This window comes from Roseovarius sp. (assembly GCF_040219995.1).
GTDB lineage: Bacteria > Pseudomonadota > Alphaproteobacteria > Rhodobacterales > Rhodobacteraceae > Roseovarius.
On the sequence record NZ_JAVJUC010000022.1, the window covers coordinates 13,050 to 26,290 of the forward strand.

Genomic DNA, 13,241 nt, shown 5'->3' on the forward strand with positions numbered 1-13,241 from the left:
CGGGCAAGGCGCGGTAACTCGCCCCTGACATCAGCGGGATAAGAGCCATGAACGATCTGCGGGACAAATATCTGACGGCGATTGCCAATGCGGGCGACGAATCCGCGCTCGAGGATCTGCGGGTGCAGGCCGTGGGCAAGAAGGGCGAGATCAGCCTGAAGATGCGCGAGTTGGGCAAGATGACGCCCGAGGAGCGGCAGGTCGCGGGCCCGGCGCTCAATGCGCTCAAGGACGAGATCAACTCGGCGCTGGCGGCCAAGAAACAGGCGCTGGGCGATGCCGCGCTCGATGAGCGGCTGCGGGGCGAGTGGCTGGACGTGACGCTGCCGGGGCGGCCGCGCCGGCAGGGCACGATTCATCCCGTCAGCCAGGTCACCGAAGAGGTCACGGCGATCTTTGCCGACATGGGCTTTGCCGTGGCCGAGGGGCCGCAGATCGAAAGCGACTGGTACAATTTCGACGCGCTGAACATCCCCGGCCACCACCCGGCGCGGGCCGAGATGGACACGTTCTATACGCAGCGCGCGGACGGGGATGACCGGCCGCCGCATGTGTTGCGGACCCATACCAGCCCGGTGCAGATCCGCACCATGCAGGCCGAGGGCGCGCCCATTCGGGTGATCGCGCCGGGCCGTGTTTACCGTGCGGATTACGACCAGACCCACACGCCGATGTTCCATCAGGTCGAGGGGCTCGCGATTGACCGCGATATCTCGATGGCCAATCTCAAATGGGTGCTGGAGGAGTTCGTGAAGGCGTTTTTCGAGGTGGATGACGTGGAACTGCGCTTCCGCGCGTCGCATTTCCCGTTCACCGAGCCGTCTGCCGAGGTGGATATCCGCTGTAGCTGGGAAGGCGGCACGCTGAAGGTCGGCGAGGGCGATGACTGGTTGGAAATCCTCGGGAGCGGCATGGTGCATCCCAAGGTGCTTGAGGCCGGGCATATCGACCCGAACGAGTGGCAGGGCTTTGCCTTCGGCATGGGGATCGACCGGATCGCGATGCTGAAATACGGGATACCGGACCTGCGGGCGTTTTTTGATTCAGACCTGCGCTGGCTGCGGCATTACGGGTTCGCGAGTTTGGACGTGCCGACGTTGCATGGCGGGTTGTCGCGGTAACTCAACGCCTCGCCCTTGCTCCGCGCCCGGTCTGTCATGGCAGGACGTTTCACTTTCTCGCATCGACAGGTCGCGGCAAGCCCTCTAGGCTCTGCTTGAAAAGGAGTCGCCTCATGCCGCTGATCCAGCTTGTTTATGCCTCGCGGCCCTTCGGGTTTGATCAGGCGGTGCTGTCGGCGATCCTGATGGATGCGCGCCGCGCCAATGCGCGGGACGACATCACCGGGGCGTTGATCGCGCGGCATGATCTTTACCTGCAGCTGCTGGAAGGGCCGCGCGACAAGGTCGAGGCGGCCTACCAGCGGATTCGCCGCGATGACCGTCATGTCGAGGTGACGCGGCTGGTCGAGCGGCCGATCGAGGCCCGGCTGTTTCCCGGCTGGGCGATGCGCGACGATCCGGCGCAAAGCTGGGTCTGGAGCATCGAGGACGTGCGGGTCGGGGCCATCGAGCGGACGGACGAGGCCGAGGTGCTTGGGTTCTTTCAGCGCCTCGCGGATCAGGGCGTGGTGCCGCCGCGCGAGGCCTGAGGCCGGGCGGTGGACCAATTACCGCCTATGCGCGAAGTATTTGCGGCTTTCACCAGCCAGGGCTGCGTGCACAGGGCGCAAATTGCGGTTGAAACCTAGGAAAACCCCTGAATCAGGGTCTTTGGTCAGATTATCTTACCAGAATACTTGTTTTTGCATCGCCAATCTTTACGATGGCCTGCGTGTGGTAGGCATTCAGCACCGAATCGCCTTTGCAACTGACGTGCGCCTGCCATCCGACACGATTGATGCATACGCATAAATGGGAGGATAACATGACAGATAAGGCGAAGTTTGACCGCCGTTCGTTCCTGCGCCGCGCAGCGGTAGGGGCACCGGTGGCGGCTGCGAGCACGCTCGCGGCACCGGCGGTATTGGCGCAAGCGCCGATCGTGCTGAAAATGCAGACATCCTGGGGTGCCGGGAACATCTGGCAGGAATTCGCACAGGACTATGCCGACCGGGTGGAGGAAATGTCTGGTGGCCGTCTCAAGATCGACGTTCTGCCGGCTGGCGCCGTCGTGGCCGCATTCCAGGTTCTCGATGCCGTGAATGACGGCGTTCTCGATGCCGCGCACTCGGTGCCGGTCTATTGGTACGGCAAGAACAAGGCCGCGTCGCTCTTTGGCACCGGCCCGGTCTTTGGTGGCTCGGCCACCACGATGCTGAGCTGGTTCTACGAGGGTGGCGGCAAGGCGCTCTATGACGAACTGACCCAGGACATTCTGGGCATGGACGTCGATGGCTACATGGGCTTCCCGATGTTCGCGCAGCCGTTCGGCTGGTTCAAGGAAGAGGTGAACACCGCCGAAGACCTCAACGGCTTCAAGTATCGCACCGTGGGCCTTGCGGCGGACCTGCTGCAGAGCATGGGCATGTCGGTGGCACAGCTTCCGGGTGGCGAGATTGTCCCCGCGATGGAGCGTGGCGTGATCGACGCGTTCGAGTTCAACAACCCGTCCTCGGACAAGGATTTCGGCGCGCATGACGTGGCGAAGAACTACTACCTGTCCTCCTACCACCAGGCCTCGGAAAGCTTCGAGTTCCTGTTCTCCAAATTCACAATGGAAGAGCTGGACCCCGATCTGCGCGCGATCCTGAAATACGGCGTCGAGGCCGTGTCGACTGCGAACACCGCCAAGGCGATGCGTCGTTACTCGGCCGACCTCAAGTGGCTGCAGGAAGAGGCGGGTGTCACCGTGCACCGCACCTCGGAAAACATCCTGGCGGCACAGCTCGAAGCCTGGGACAAGCTGATCCCGGAACTGGAGCAGGATCCGTTCATGAAGAAGACCCTCGACAGCCAGCGTGCCTGGGTCGAGCAGGTCACCTTCTATGAGCTGATGAACGCGCCTGATCTTGAGCTGGCCTACGATCACTATTTCCCCGGCAAGCTCAATCTCTGAGTGCGGGCAAAGACCTGATTGAAACAGGCCCCGGCGCAAAAACGCCGGGGCCGCTTTCCAACTAACGGGGGCATCTCGTGATCGGTTTCATACGCTTCGCCGACAACCTGTCGGCCTGGTTCGGCAAGGCTTTTGCCTGGCTCATCATCCTGATGTCGGTGGGTACCGGCTATGAGGTGGTCTCGCGCTACCTCTTCAACGCGCCGACGGCCTGGGCGCTCGATGTGTCCTTCATCATGTATGGCACATTGTTCATGATGGGCGGGGCCTACACGCTGTCGCGCGGCGGGCATGTGCGGGGTGATTTCCTCTATCGCCTGTGGCAGCCGCGCAATCAGGCCAAGATCGACCTGGTGCTCTATATCCTGTTCTTCTTCCCGGGCGTCACCGCGCTGATTTTTTCAGGCTGGAAATATGCCGCAAAGTCATGGTCCTATGGCGAGGTGTCGGTCAACAGCCCGGCGGGCGTGCCGATCTACCAGTTCAAGACGGTGATCGTCGCGGCCGGTATTCTGCTGTTCATTCAGGGCATTGCACAGGTCTGCCGCTGCATCCATTGCATGCGCACCAATGAATGGCTGCCCGCTGACGAGGATGTCTTCGAGACCGAAGACCTGTTGATGCAAAAGGCCTCGCAGGCCGAAAAGGACGCACATCCATGACCGATCCCCAAATCGCCCTGATGATGCTGGGCCTGTTCATCGTCTTCGTGTTTCTGGGCTTTCCGATTGCTTTCACACTGATGGCCATGGGCATCGGCTTTGGCTATTACGCCTATTTCCAAGAGCGCCGGATGTGGCGTGACTACAACCGCCTCGACGAGGAGCTGGCCAGCACATGGGATCAATGGTCCCTCTGGCTGGAAGGATTCTTCAATAACCGAATATTCGATTTATTCGTGAACCAGACCTTTACGGTGATGTCGAACGAGGTTCTGACCGCCGTGCCGCTGTTCCTGTTCATGGGCTATATCGTGGAACGCGCGAATATCGTGGACCGGCTGTTCTCCACGCTCAACGTTGCAGCCAAGAACATGCCCGGCTCGATGGGTGTGGCCGCACTGATCACCTGCGCGCTGTTCGCGACTGCCACCGGCATTGTCGGCGCGGTTGTGACGCTGATGGGGCTGCTGGCGCTGCCGGCGATGCTCAAGGCGCGGTATGATCCGTCGTTTGCGTCCGGCATCATCTGCGCGGGCGGCACGTTGGGCATTCTCATTCCGCCGTCGATCATGCTGATCGTCTATGCGGCGGCCTCGAACGTGTCGATCGTGCGGCTTTACGCGGCGGCGCTCTTGCCCGGGCTGGTTCTGGTCGGGCTTTACCTGACCTACGTGATCGGGCGCTCGATCATTCAGCCCTCGGTCGCGCCGAAACCCAGCAAGGAGGAAGTGCCCGACATCCCGATGACCAAGCTCATCCTGATGATCGTGACATCCTTTGTCCCGCTTGCGTTTCTCATCATGGCGGTGCTCGGCTCGATCCTCTTTGGTCTGGCGACGCCGACCGAGGCGGCCTCGATCGGCGCGCTTGGCGGGATCTTCCTCGCCTTCGTCTACCGGGCGATGACATGGCAGCGGATGCGCGAAAGCGTCTATCTTACGGTGCGCACCACGGCGATGGTCTGCTGGCTCTTTGTCGGCTCCTACACTTTCTCGGCGGTGTTCTCCTATCTGGGCGGCGAGCATATCATCTCGGAATTCGTGCAGGGGCTGGACCTGAGCCCGCTGGAATTCCTGCTTCTGGCGCAGTTGATCATCTTCCTGCTCGGCTGGCCGCTGGAATGGTCCGAGATCATCATCATCTTCGTGCCGATCTTCCTGCCGCTGTTGCAGTTCTTCGAGGTCGATCCGCTGTTCTTCGGCATCCTCGTGGCGCTCAACCTTCAGACCAGCTTTTTGACCCCTCCGATGGCGATGTCGGCCTATTATCTCAAGGGGATCGCGCCACCGGAAATCAAGCTGACGCAGATCTTCTCGGGGGTGATGCCGTTCCTGTTCTGCGTCTTCATCTCGATGGCGCTGATGTACATCTATCCGCAGATCGTGTTCTATCTGCCGGAGCTGATGTATGGCGGATAAGATCGACATGCTGAGCCTGGACGCTTGCGCCTTGCGTGAGCGTCTGGCCTCGGGCGCGATCAAGGCTGTTGACCTGATCGAGGCTTGCATCGCCCGGATCGAGGCGCGTGAACCCGAGGTGCAGGCCTGGGCGTGGTTCGATCCCGACTTTGCCCGCCACCAGGCCAGGGCGCTTGATGCGCATCGGCAGGCGGGGCGGCCGATTGGCGCGCTGCATGGGCTGCCGGTGGCGCTCAAGGATGTGATCGACACCGCGAAAATCCCCACCGAGAATGGTTGCGCGCTCGATCAGGGGCGCGTGCCGATCAAGGATGCGGCGCTGGTCGAACGGCTCCGGGCGGCGGGTGCGGTGATCATGGGCAAGACGGTCACGACCGAACTGGCCTTCATGCAGGCGGGCAAGACCCGCAATCCGCATAACCTCGCGCATACGCCCGGCGGCTCGTCCTCGGGGTCTGCGGCGGCCGTGGCCGACGGGATGGTGCCGCTGGCCGTGGGCACGCAGACGGGTGGCTCGGTGATCCGGCCTGCCTCTTTCTGCGGCGTGACCGGGTTCAAGCCTAGCTTTGGCGCGATCCCGCGCAGCGGCGTGCTGATGCAATCGCCAACGCTCGACACCGTTGGGGTGTTTGCCCGCACGCCTGCCGATGCGGCGCTCGTTTCGGAGGTGCTGTTCGGGCATGATGCGGGGGACACGGCCACATCGCCGCACCCGACGCCGGCGCTGCTGAGCATTGCGCAGTCGAATCCACTGGTAACGCCGATCTTTGCGCTGGTAAAACCACCCGGTTGGGACGAGGCCGACCCGCAACTCCATGCCGCCTTTGACGAATTGGCCGAGGCGCTTGGAGATCAGGTTTTCGACGCGCCCTTGCCCAAGGCGTTCGAGGAGGCCGCTGCGGTGCGCGAGCGGATCAATTTCGCTGAAATGGCGCGCTATTACTATCGCTACGGCAAGCATATCGACACGCTTGGACCTCGCACGCAGGATGCGCTGAACAAGGGCAACGCGATCCTAGCGCGCGACTACCTTGCGGCGCTTGACTGGCCGGATGTGCTCTATGCCGGGCTCGACGAGATATTCGAGCGGTGCGACGCGATCCTGTGCCCCGCCGCCACCGGCCCCGCGCCCGAGGGGCTTGAGTTTACCGGCGACGCGATCTTCAACGGGCTCTGGACACTGACCGGCGTGCCTGCCGTGACCGTGCCTGCCTTCACTGCCGAGAACGGCCTGCCGATGGGCGTGCAGATGGTCGCGGCGCGCGGGCATGACGCACGGCTTTTGCGCACGGCGAACTGGTTTCAATCCTGGCTGCTCGAGGCCGGGGAATGACGAAAGGATGACGACATGAACAGGCTACTGGCACTCTTCGCCTTCGCGGTTCTGGCCGCGTTTCTCTATATTCTGGCAAGCGAGATCGGTGCGATCGATCTCTGGATCGTGACCGTCTTTGCCGCCGGGCTGGCGGCTTATGATTTCATCACCTCCAGCAAGAACAAGAGCTGAGCCATGTCCAAGAAGGTGATCTGGATTCCGCGCCGCCTGTCGGATGCGACGCTGGAGCGCGCGCGCCGCGATTACGAGGTGATCGTGAACGAGGCCGATACCCCCGGCAGTGCCGAGGACATCATCGCGATGAGCGCAATGGTGGACGGGATGATCCCGTGTCACTCCGAGCATTTCAGCGCGGATGTGGTGGCGCAGCTTGATCCCCGGCTGAAGATCGTGGCGAACCATTCGGTGGGCGTCGATCACTGCGATCTTGAGGCACTGAAGGGCGCGGGCGTGGTGGTGACGAACACGCCCGACGTGCTGTCGGACGCGACCGCCGAGATCGCCATGCTGCTGATGCTGGGCGCGGCGCGCCATGCGGTGCGCGGTGATCGCCTTGTGCGGCAAGGCGAATGGGATAGCTGGTCGCCCTCGTTCATGGTCGGCAACCAGGTGACCGGCGCACGGCTGGGCATCGTGGGGATGGGCCGCGTCGGTCGCGCCTTTGCCGAAAAGGCGCGCGGGTTTGGCATGGAAATTCACTATCACAACCGCTCGCGACTTGCCCCGGATGTCGAGCAGGGCGCAGTCTTTCACGAAGATGTGGACAGCCTGCTGGAGGTTGCCGATTTCCTGTCGCTCCATTGCCCGGCGACGCCCGACACGGTCGATTTGCTGAATGCCGAACGTATCGCCAAGCTGCCCAAGGGTGCGGTCGTGGTGAATACCGCGCGTGGTGCGCTGGTCGATGAAGTCGCGCTCGTCGCGGGTATCGAATCGGGCCACATCGCCGCTGCGGGTCTTGATTGTTTCAAGGTCGAGCCGGGCGGCAACCCGGCGTTTGCGGCGCATGAGAACATCTTCATGCTGCCCCATATCGGCAGCGCCACGCGTGCGACGCGCGATGCGATGGGGTTCCGCGCACTCGACAACCTCGATGCGTTTTTTGCGGGGCGAGAGCCGGGCGACCGTCTGGTCTGAGGCCAAGGGTCAGCTTAGCCGCCCGCGCTGCTGCATCGGGGCTATACCAAAGGCGGCGCGGTAGACGCGGGAGAAATGCCCGGAGCTCTCGAACCCGCAGGCCAGTGCGATTTCAATGACCGACGCCTCGGTCTGGATCAGCAGGTGGCGCGCCCGTTCGAGGCGCAGGTCCATGAAATATTTCTTGGGCGAAGTGTTGAGAAACTTGCCGAAGAGCCGCTCCAACTGTCGCGTCGAAATGCCGATCTCGGCGGCGATCTGCGCAGGGCTGAGCGGGTCTTCGATGGTCTCGCGCATGCGCTGGATGGCGCGGGTCAGGTGGATGTTGCGGATGCCGTTGCGCGATTGCAGCGAGACGCGCTGTGCCGCCGTCGCCTCGCGCGCGGCGCTATAGACCATCTGGTCGGCTACCGCCATCGACAGGTCTGCGCCGTGATCACGCTCGATCAGGTGTAGCATCAGGTCCGCCGTCGCCGTTCCGCCCGAGGCGGTGAGGTGCCGTTCGTCGGCGACAAAGACATTGCGCACCAGATTCACCTCGGGAAACCGCTCCATGAAACTGTCGTGGAATTCCCAGTGGATCGCCGCCTTCATCCCGTTGAGGAATCCGTCCTCGGCCAGGATCCACGCGCCTGAGCACAGCGCCCCGATGGGCGTGCCGTGCCGCGCCTCGCGGCGCAGCATGGTCAGGAGTGGCTTGGTCACATGCGTGCGCATGTTGATCCCCGACAGGATGAAAAGCCGGTCGCATTTGGGCAGGGTGTCCAGCCCGTGATGCACCAGCGTGACCGATCCGTTGGAACAGGTGGCACTCTGCCCGTCCTCAGACGCGAAGGACCAGCGATAGAGCGTCTCGCCGCTCAGGAGGTTGGCGATGCGCAACGGCTCGACCGCGCAGGAAAATGCGAGATGCGAGAACTCCTCGACCAGAACAAAGGTGAAATGCTGGGGTGTGGTCATGGCATGTCCATCGGCGGGCTGTGATCTGTCTGACGGTGATTTCGCCGGGAGACAATAATTATTCATTGCGTATACATTCTGTATACTATAGAAGGCAAGATGAATTTCATGCCAGAGGAGGCCTGGACATGGCCGCCAAAGACCGCAAGACCACGCTCGCGACACATCTCAAACACGCAATTCTCACGACGGCGCGTCAACCCGGTGCCGATCTCGACGAGGCGGCGATCTGCGCCGAGTTCGGGCTGTCGCGCACCCCGGTGCGCGAGGTGTTCCGCGAATTGGCGGGTCTTGGCTATATCGACCTGCGCGACAATCGCGGGCCGCGTGTCGCGGATCTCACGCACACCACGCTTCGCGATTTCTTTCTGGCCGCGCCGATGATTTATGGCGCGATCCTGCGCCTTGCCGCGCGCAATGCCACGGATGTGCAGATACAGGCGCTGCGCGGTGCGCAAGAGAGGTTCCGCGCCGCCCTGCGCGACGGATCGACCCCGGATCGCACGCTGGCCAACAACCGGTTTCACGAGATCACCGGCGAGATGGCGGGAAATATCTATCTCCTGCCGTCGTTCCATCGCCTGCTGATCGACCACGCGCGCATCTCGATGACCTTTTACCGCCCGGAGAACGCCACCATGGCCGATAGCGTGGCCGAGGCCAGCCGCCAGCATGACGCGATCATCGACGCCATTGCGGCCCGTGATGAGGCGCAGTCCGCGCAACTGGCCGAGGATCACTGGAACCTCTCGCGCCACGAGATCGAACGCTTCGTGATGCCCACGGCCCTCGAAGTGCCGATGGGCCAGATCACACGCTCCAGCCCCGCATGAGGACCGCAATGACCCCACTCTTTCGCTTTGACGGGATCTATACCCCGGTCATCACCCCCTACCACGCTGACGGTACGGTGAACCGTGACGCCTTGGCCGAGGTGATCGAGCACCTGATCGCCAGCGGCGTGCACGGGATCATCACCGGCGGCTCCACCGGTGAGAACTATGCCCAGACCGTGGCCGAGCGGGTGGAGCTTGCAAAGCTCACACATGCGCTGATCAAGGGCCGCGTGCCGCTGGTCATGGGCACCGGCGCGATTCTGACCGACGATTCCATCATATTGGCGCAGGCCGCGCGCGAGATCGGGGCGGATGCGATCCTGCTCGCCTCACCGCCCTATGCCGTGCCCACGGACCGCGAGAATGCGCTCAACGCGCTCGCCATCGATCGGGCGGCGGGTCTGCCGGTGATGCTCTATAATTACCCCGGGCGCACCGGCACGATGATGGGCGCGGAATTCCTCGACCGTGTCGGCCGTAGCCGCAATTTCTGCGGCATCAAGGAAAGCTCGGGCGATATCAATCGGGTGCATCTGCTGGCGCGCGATTATCCGCATATCCAGTTGGGCTGCGGCATGGACGATCAGGCGCTGGAGTTTTTTGCCTGGGGCGCGCCGTTCTGGGTCTGCGGCGGCTCCAACTTCCTGCCAGCCGAGCATGTGGCGCTTTATCAGGCCTGCGTGGTCGAGGGTGATTTCGCCAAGGGGCGGCGCATCATGTCGGCGATGCTGCCGCTGATGCATGTGCTGGAGCAGGGCGGCAAGTTCATCCAGACGATCAAGCACGGCGTGACCATGACGGGCATCGACGCGGGCGAGGTACGCGCCCCGCTGAAAGGCCTGAACAAGGACGACAAGCGCGCATTGGAACAGGTGGTGCGCGTGCTGAAAACCACCATCGCAACCATCACGGCGGAGGGCTGAGACATGAGCTTGCTGACACGCGACGAATATGCGGCGATTGCCGCGACGCTCGACCTGCCGACGGGGGCGTTCATCGACGGCGGCTATCGCCCGGCGATCTCGGGCAGGACATTTGCTACCGTGAACCCGGCCACTGGCGAGACATTGGCCGAGGTGGCTGCCTGCGGCGCCGAGGACGTGGATTTCGCGGTGACCAAGGCGCGCGCGGCGTTTGACGATGGTCGCTGGTCGCGGTTGCCCCCCTCCGCGCGCAAGGAGGTGCTGATCCGCCTCGCCAAGCTGATGACGCGCAATGCGCGGGAACTGGCGGTGCTGGAAAGCCTCGATTCGGGCAAGACGATCTACGATTGCGAGACGGTGGACGTGCCCGAGACGATCCATTGCCTGAAATGGCACGCCGAGGCGACCGACAAGATCTACGATCAGGTTTCGCCTGCCTCGGACGATCACATCGCCATGATTGTGCGCGAACCTATCGGCGTGGTGGGCCTCGTCCTGCCGTGGAATTTCCCGCTCCTGATGCTGGCGTGGAAGATCGGCCCGGCGCTGGCGGCGGGCTGCTCAGTCATCGTGAAACCGGCCGAGGAGACGAGCCTCACCGCGCTGCGCGTGGCGGAACTCGCGCATGAGGCGGGGCTGCCGCGCGGGGTGCTCAGCGTGCTGCCCGGCGGCGGGCCGGAGGTGGGTGAGCCTTTGGGCCGCCACATGGACGTGGACATGGTCAGCTTCACCGGCTCCACCGTCACCGGCAAACGGTTCCTCGGCTATTCGGGTGAGAGCAACGCCAAGGAAATCGTGCTGGAGATGGGCGGCAAGAACCCCGCCATCGTCATGGACGACGCGGAAAATCTCGACCGCGTCGCGGCGCATATCGTGCAGGGCGCGTTCTGGAACATGGGCGAGAATTGCTCCGCCACCTCGCGGCTTATCGTGCATCGCGATGTGAAGGACGCGCTTCTCGCGCGGATCGAGGCGCATGCCCGCGAATGGGTGGTGGGCGACCCGCTCGATCCCGAGACGCGCGTCGGCGCGCTGGTGAGCGAGGGGCATTTTGCCAAGGTCTGCGGCTATCTGGAGCAGGCGGAGAGTGTCGTTTTCGGCGGCACGGCGGAAAAGGGCTTTGTCGAACCGACGGTGGTGATGCTGCCGGGCAACGACCATCCCCTCGCGCGCGAGGAAATCTTCGGCCCTGTGCTGAGCGTGATCGAGGTGAGCAGCTTTGACGAGGCCATCGCGGTGGCCAATGACACCGATTACGGCCTCTGCGCCGCGCTCTTCACCGCGAACCCCAAGCGCGCGCTGCGTGGCGCAAGGATGCTGCGGGCGGGGACTGTGACGGTCAACAGCTTTGGCGAGGGCGATATCTCGACGCCCTTTGGTGGCTACAAGCAATCAGGCTTTGGCGGGCGCGACAACGGACTGCACGCCCATGATCAGTATACCCAAGTGAAAACCATCTGGCTTGATCTGGCCGATGACGCGGATGAGGCGGTGGATTGAGCGGCTACCGCGCGCGAACCACCCCGCGACAAACAGGCCCCGCCGCGTGGAACTCGATCCTGCCCGCGCAGGGCCCGGCGACCCCGCACGACGGTGACGCCAGCGCCGATTTCGCGGTGATCGGCGCGGGCTTTGCCGGGCTGTCGGCGGCGCGGCGGCTGACACAGCTTGCCCCCAGCGCGCGCATCGCCGTGCTGGAGGCGGGGCGTGTGGCCGAGGGTGCGGCGGGCCGCAATTCGGGTTTCATGATCGACCTGCCGCATGAACTGACCAGCGAGGATTATGCCGGGGCGGGGGATGATCGGGCGATGATCGCATTGAACCGCGTGGCGCAGGATTTCGGGCGCGACGCGGTGGCGGAATATGGCATCGACCCCGCGTTCTTTGATCCGGCGGGCAAGGTGAACGGCGCGGCGAGCGCGGCGGCGCATGCTCATAACGAAAGCTATGCAAACCATCTTGCCAGTCTCGGTGAGGCCTCGGAAATGCTCGACGCGCAGGCGATGCAGCACTTGACGGGCAGCCCGCATTACCGCTCGGGCCTTTATACTCCCGGCACGGTGATGCTCCAGCCTGCGGGTTATGTGCGCGGGCTGGCGGATGGGCTGCGGCGCGACGGCGTGGCAATTCATGAGCAGAGCCCCGTCACTGGCCTTACCCGGCAGGATGACGCGTGGCGGGTGGAGACGCCAAAGGGGCGGCTGAGTGCGGGCAAGGTGATATTGACGGTGAATGGCCATCTGGAAAGCTTCGGGATCGCGCGCGGGCGGCTGATGCAGGTCTTTCTCTTCGCCACGATGACGCCCGAGCTTGACGCCGACACGCTCGCCCGCCTCGGCGGGCAGCCCCGCTGGGGTGTCACGCCGTCGGACCCGATGGGCACCACCATGCGGCGCATAGACAGCGCGCAGGGCGGCAACCGGATCATCACCCGCACCTGCGCGGTGCTGCGCCCCGGCATGCAGGTGCGCGGCTCGGACATGACCCGCGCCGCCCGCGTGATGCAGCGCAAGTTCGACCGGCGTTTTCCGCAACTGGCAGGACTGCGCATGGAACACGCCTGGGCCGGGCACCTGTGCCTGAGCCTGAATGGCGTGTCGGTGATGCGCGAGGTTGAGCCGGGGCTCTACGCGGGCTGCGTGCAGAACGGTCTTGGCACCGCGCGCGGCACGCTGACGGGAATGGGTGCTGCGGAACTGGCCTGTGGTGAGACCAGCGCCATCACCCGACATTTCACCGCAGAGGCAGAGCCCAAGCGCCTGCCCCCGCAGCCCTTTGCCGAGATCGGGGCTAATGCGGTGCTGCGCTGGAAGGAATGGCGCGCGGGCGCGGAGTGAGTGGGGGCGCTGCCCCCGTCGTCCATGCGGGCGACTCCCCCGGGATATTTCAGGCAAGATGAAGCTGAGAAAGAA

General features: G+C 63.7%; 13 protein-coding genes. 12 read left to right on the forward strand and 1 reads right to left on the reverse strand.

Annotation, left to right across the window (positions count from 1 at the left end; genetic code table 11):
• Positions 1-47: 47 nt before the first annotated feature.
• From pheS to RID11_RS11045, 8 genes are all read left to right on the forward strand, one after another.
• Complete coding sequence (gene pheS / locus RID11_RS11010) at positions 48-1,121, forward strand: phenylalanine--tRNA ligase subunit alpha (protein ID WP_350138919.1); 1,074 nt, start codon at positions 48-50, stop codon at positions 1,119-1,121.
• 113 nt (positions 1,122-1,234) lie between these two features.
• Positions 1,235-1,651 (forward strand): BLUF domain-containing protein, encoded by a 417-nt coding sequence (locus tag RID11_RS11015; RefSeq protein ID WP_350138921.1) that lies wholly within the window; start codon positions 1,235-1,237, stop codon positions 1,649-1,651.
• A 275-nt stretch (positions 1,652-1,926) separates the two neighbouring features.
• The gene (locus tag RID11_RS11020) at positions 1,927-3,057 is read left to right on the forward strand and encodes a TRAP transporter substrate-binding protein (protein ID WP_350138923.1); all 1,131 of its coding nucleotides are present in this window, start codon (positions 1,927-1,929) and stop codon (positions 3,055-3,057) included.
• 77 nt (positions 3,058-3,134) lie between these two features.
• Positions 3,135-3,719 carry a TRAP transporter small permease subunit gene (locus RID11_RS11025; RefSeq protein ID WP_350138925.1) on the forward strand — a complete coding sequence of 195 codons (585 nt, stop codon included), beginning with the start codon at positions 3,135-3,137 and terminating at the stop codon, positions 3,717-3,719.
• Positions 3,716-5,137: a TRAP transporter large permease gene (locus RID11_RS11030; protein WP_350138927.1), complete on the forward strand. Its 1,422-nt coding sequence runs from the start codon at positions 3,716-3,718 to the stop codon at positions 5,135-5,137. The genes RID11_RS11025 and RID11_RS11030 overlap by 4 nt, the downstream gene beginning before the upstream one ends.
• Positions 5,127-6,470, forward strand: a complete 1,344-nt coding sequence (locus tag RID11_RS11035; RefSeq protein ID WP_350138929.1) for an amidase — start codon at positions 5,127-5,129, stop codon at positions 6,468-6,470. Before RID11_RS11030 ends, RID11_RS11035 begins: the two co-directional genes overlap by 11 nt.
• Positions 6,471-6,485: 15 nt before the next feature.
• On the forward strand, positions 6,486-6,644 hold the full coding sequence (locus tag RID11_RS11040) for a hypothetical protein (protein WP_350138931.1): 159 nt from the start codon (positions 6,486-6,488) through the stop codon (positions 6,642-6,644).
• A gap of 3 nt (positions 6,645-6,647) precedes the next feature.
• Complete coding sequence (locus RID11_RS11045) at positions 6,648-7,610, forward strand: 2-hydroxyacid dehydrogenase (protein WP_350138933.1); 963 nt, start codon at positions 6,648-6,650, stop codon at positions 7,608-7,610.
• 9 nt (positions 7,611-7,619) lie between these two features.
• Here RID11_RS11045 and RID11_RS11050 read toward each other — a convergent pair whose 3' ends face one another.
• Positions 7,620-8,570 carry a GlxA family transcriptional regulator gene (locus RID11_RS11050; protein WP_350138935.1) on the reverse strand — a complete coding sequence of 317 codons (951 nt, stop codon included), beginning with the start codon at positions 8,568-8,570 and terminating at the stop codon, positions 7,620-7,622.
• A gap of 128 nt (positions 8,571-8,698) precedes the next feature.
• Between RID11_RS11050 and RID11_RS11055 the strand changes: the two genes are divergently transcribed.
• From RID11_RS11055 to RID11_RS11070, 4 genes are read left to right on the forward strand one after another with little or no spacing between them, the layout of a single operon-like run.
• Positions 8,699-9,403, forward strand: coding sequence for a GntR family transcriptional regulator (locus RID11_RS11055; protein ID WP_350138938.1), 705 nt, complete (start codon positions 8,699-8,701; stop codon positions 9,401-9,403).
• Between the two features lie 8 nt (positions 9,404-9,411).
• On the forward strand, positions 9,412-10,329 hold the full coding sequence (locus tag RID11_RS11060; protein ID WP_350138940.1) for a dihydrodipicolinate synthase family protein: 918 nt from the start codon (positions 9,412-9,414) through the stop codon (positions 10,327-10,329).
• Positions 10,330-10,332: 3 nt separating this feature from the next.
• Positions 10,333-11,829 (forward strand): aldehyde dehydrogenase, encoded by a 1,497-nt coding sequence (locus RID11_RS11065; protein ID WP_350138942.1) that lies wholly within the window; start codon positions 10,333-10,335, stop codon positions 11,827-11,829.
• Positions 11,826-13,166 (forward strand): NAD(P)/FAD-dependent oxidoreductase, encoded by a 1,341-nt coding sequence (locus RID11_RS11070; protein WP_350138944.1) that lies wholly within the window; start codon positions 11,826-11,828, stop codon positions 13,164-13,166. The genes RID11_RS11065 and RID11_RS11070 overlap by 4 nt, the downstream gene beginning before the upstream one ends.
• Positions 13,167-13,241 lie beyond the last annotated feature (75 nt).

What these genes read in the sequence shown, in the direction of transcription:
- pheS (WP_350138919.1), top strand. Translation starts at nt 48, where the DNA reads ATGAACGATCTGCGGGACAAATATCTGACGGCGATTGCCAATGCGGGC.
- RID11_RS11015 (WP_350138921.1), top strand. Translation starts at nt 1,235, where the DNA reads ATGCCGCTGATCCAGCTTGTTTATGCCTCGCGGCCCTTCGGGTTTGAT.
- RID11_RS11020 (WP_350138923.1), top strand. Translation starts at nt 1,927, where the DNA reads ATGACAGATAAGGCGAAGTTTGACCGCCGTTCGTTCCTGCGCCGCGCA.
- RID11_RS11030 (WP_350138927.1), top strand. Translation starts at nt 3,716, where the DNA reads ATGACCGATCCCCAAATCGCCCTGATGATGCTGGGCCTGTTCATCGTC.
- RID11_RS11035 (WP_350138929.1), top strand. Translation starts at nt 5,127, where the DNA reads ATGGCGGATAAGATCGACATGCTGAGCCTGGACGCTTGCGCCTTGCGT.
- RID11_RS11040 (WP_350138931.1), top strand. Translation starts at nt 6,486, where the DNA reads ATGAACAGGCTACTGGCACTCTTCGCCTTCGCGGTTCTGGCCGCGTTT.
- RID11_RS11045 (WP_350138933.1), top strand. Translation starts at nt 6,648, where the DNA reads ATGTCCAAGAAGGTGATCTGGATTCCGCGCCGCCTGTCGGATGCGACG.
- RID11_RS11050 (WP_350138935.1), bottom strand. Translation starts at nt 8,570, where the DNA reads ATGACCACACCCCAGCATTTCACCTTTGTTCTGGTCGAGGAGTTCTCG.
- RID11_RS11055 (WP_350138938.1), top strand. Translation starts at nt 8,699, where the DNA reads ATGGCCGCCAAAGACCGCAAGACCACGCTCGCGACACATCTCAAACAC.
- RID11_RS11060 (WP_350138940.1), top strand. Translation starts at nt 9,412, where the DNA reads ATGACCCCACTCTTTCGCTTTGACGGGATCTATACCCCGGTCATCACC.
- RID11_RS11065 (WP_350138942.1), top strand. Translation starts at nt 10,333, where the DNA reads ATGAGCTTGCTGACACGCGACGAATATGCGGCGATTGCCGCGACGCTC.